This is a genomic window from SAR324 cluster bacterium (assembly GCA_029245725.1).
Taxonomy (GTDB): Bacteria; SAR324; SAR324; order SAR324; family NAC60-12; genus JCVI-SCAAA005.
On sequence record JAQWOT010000280.1, the window covers coordinates 1 to 2,707 of the forward strand.

Annotated in this window: 1 protein-coding gene; it reads right to left on the bottom strand. The window is 54.7% G+C overall.

The window, feature by feature from the left end; all coding sequences use genetic code 11:
- Positions 1–2,631, bottom strand: a 2,631-nt coding sequence (locus tag P8O70_15300; protein ID MDG2198213.1) for a PDZ domain-containing protein, incomplete at its 3' end; no start/stop codon positions are given.
- Between the last annotated feature and the right edge of the window lie 76 nt (positions 2,632–2,707).

Genomic DNA, 2,707 nt, shown 5'->3' on the forward strand with positions numbered 1-2,707 from the left:
CCCTTCCACCCAATCACGATAGCGAGCGGCTCGCTCACTACGCAGGGTACGCACAGTGATTGTGCGTGGTTTTTCGTCTTTCTCTGGATGCTGCAAAGTCAGCGGAACCATTTGTTCAGCCTGGTGTAGCAACAACTCCCCTGGGCTGGTCTGCTCATCAAGGGAAACTCCACCAATGGCACAGAGATAATCCCCCTCTCGCACATTGAGTCCTGGTTCACAGAGTGGCGAACGAATCTTCGAACGCCAGGGATCACCGGCATAGAGTCGTCGAATCACGTAGCGCTTGGCAGCCACATCCCACTCCAGATCAGCACCGAGTCGCCCAAGTTGATAACGCCGCTTGGGGGGATAATCTCCTCCATATTCGTAGGCATGCGAAGTGCCGAGTTCACCCTGCATCTCCCAGATCAAATCCGACAATTCAGCCCGTGACGCAACCCGGTCCAACAGCGGACGATATTGTTCTGCCACTTCCTGCCAACAGACTCCAGACATCTCCTCATCCCAGAAAAACTCTTGCTGCAGACGCCAGGCTTCGTGGAACATCTGCTCCCACTCTGGACGCAACTCCACAGCAAAGCGCAATCGATCCAGATCCAGCCAGCCGGTCTTGCGGGAAGGTTCCTCAGGAGAACTATCGTCCTCACTCACATTGGCTCCAGCTTCCAGCACCCGCAGACCCTCTTCACTGGCATAGGCCATCGTGCGAGCAGAAGGAGTCACTTCCAGGTAGTCCAACCCCTGCAGCAACAGCTCTTTCTCCTGTTTTTCGAAGTCGTAGGCCCAGAGCAATCCCTCTGGTTTTCGCTTGCCTGGCTTTTCCTCCTCGCTACCACTGCTCAGCGGAAACTCACTGAAAAGCACTCGCTTGCGCAGGCCAAAGACCTGTCCATAGATGCCCTCATTCACCGGAAACTCAATGATTCTCTGGGACAAACCCTCCCAGTCGATGCGTAGTGGGACCGGTTCTTCCTTCTTCTTCTTGTCTTCTTTCTTCTCGGTACTCTTCTCGCTGTTTTCCTCTTCTCGCTCTTCAGGTTCCTCTTCTTCCTTTTCTCCGGGAGGCGCAGGTTGTTCCAGAAAAGGGGAACGCAGATCATTACGTAGAGCAATCAGGTAGGGCTTCATGCTACGGGCAAAGCTAGCCCCAATCTGCACAGTGTCCCAGATCGGTTGGTACGTGCGTGAGGAGAGGAAATAGAGCCACTGCCCTTCCGGATCAAAGGCAGGACCAAAGTCATAGCGTACCGGTTCGGTCACTTGTCGTGGTTCGGGTTGATCCACGGAGCAGAGGAAGATGGCAGATTGCTCGGTGTTCAGGTGTTTGCTGTAAGCAACCCAATTACCATCCGGTGAGAAGGCAACATCCTCGATTTCGCGCAGGTCAGAAGCATCCAGCAGTGTTAGTGTTCCCTTCTCCAGGTTCAGGTGCCACAACTCCAGACGACTGGTAGTCAGTAACAAGGCGGGCTGAGTCGGAGAAGCGACCATGGACTGAACATGACCTTTGGGCAATTCAATCCGCTCCAAAGGCAACACCGAAGCCTCTTCGGCAAAGAGCAGCAGTTTCTCCTGGGAGTTTTGTTCATCGGCAATCGTCACCAGCCGTCCATCCATGAGATACGTTGGCAGTCGATAACGGGCTCCCTGTCGTTTACCATGCTGTTGCACTGCAAGTTCCCAGAGTGGCATTGAGGCCAACCTGCCACGTACCGATAGAGCAACCGAGTGTCCCTTGGGATGCAGAGCGAAGTCATCCCACTCCTCAGAACCATAGACGAACTTACGCTGCACATGAAACTGTGGGGATGGCAAAGTAATCGGCAGTACCTCACCAGTCTCCTGTCCAGGTCCCCAGCGACATAGACTCCCTGCCTGGTGGTAAATCACCTGGGACTCACCAAAAGCGGGCTGGCGTACGTAGAATCCAGTTTCCTTGGTTTCTTGGCGCAGATCACTACCGTCTGGCTGACATGACCAGAGGTTGCCAGTTCGATCGACATCAGACAGAAAATAGATCCGGCCATGCCACCAGATCGGGACGACCGGATTGCCCGGATGATCACTGAGGATGCGCTCGAAGGTTCCTTCCCCACTCACATCGACCCAGATCTCTCCATGACAACCTCCCCGGTAGCGCTTCCAGCGAGAATTCTGGACAGTATTGCGGCCCAGTACTCGTCCCAATCCAGCAGGTTCTGCCGAAAGAGTTCGAGCCGGACCAAGATCCACTGAATGGATTGGACCTCCTTCCAGGGAAACTTCATAGAGTTGGGCATCTGCATTGCCATGAATCGAGCGATGCGCTCCACAGAAACGGATTGAGGTGCTGTCAGCACTCCAACCATCGATGTGCAGCACGTGCCCCACGTAGGTCAGCCGTCGCAAGGGGCCACCCTCAGCAGGTAGACAGTAGACCTCCTGCTCACCTTCTTCTGCAGCGACTAGAGCAAGCCAGCGACCACAGGGAGAGAGACGAGGGGTCTGCAGTTCGCTACGGGATTCGGTCAGGCGCTGGGCCCGCCCACCCTCCAGGGCGACTTCCCAGAGGTTGTCTTCAGCAACAAAATAGAGTTGGTTCGTACCAAAAGTGGGGAAACGGAGATAGCCGAGTACAGGAGAATGCATTGCTTCCATCAATCAGGGGAACGACAGTCAACAGAAAAAGGTTATCACGATAGAGGAGGTATTCTGGCGAGGCAAG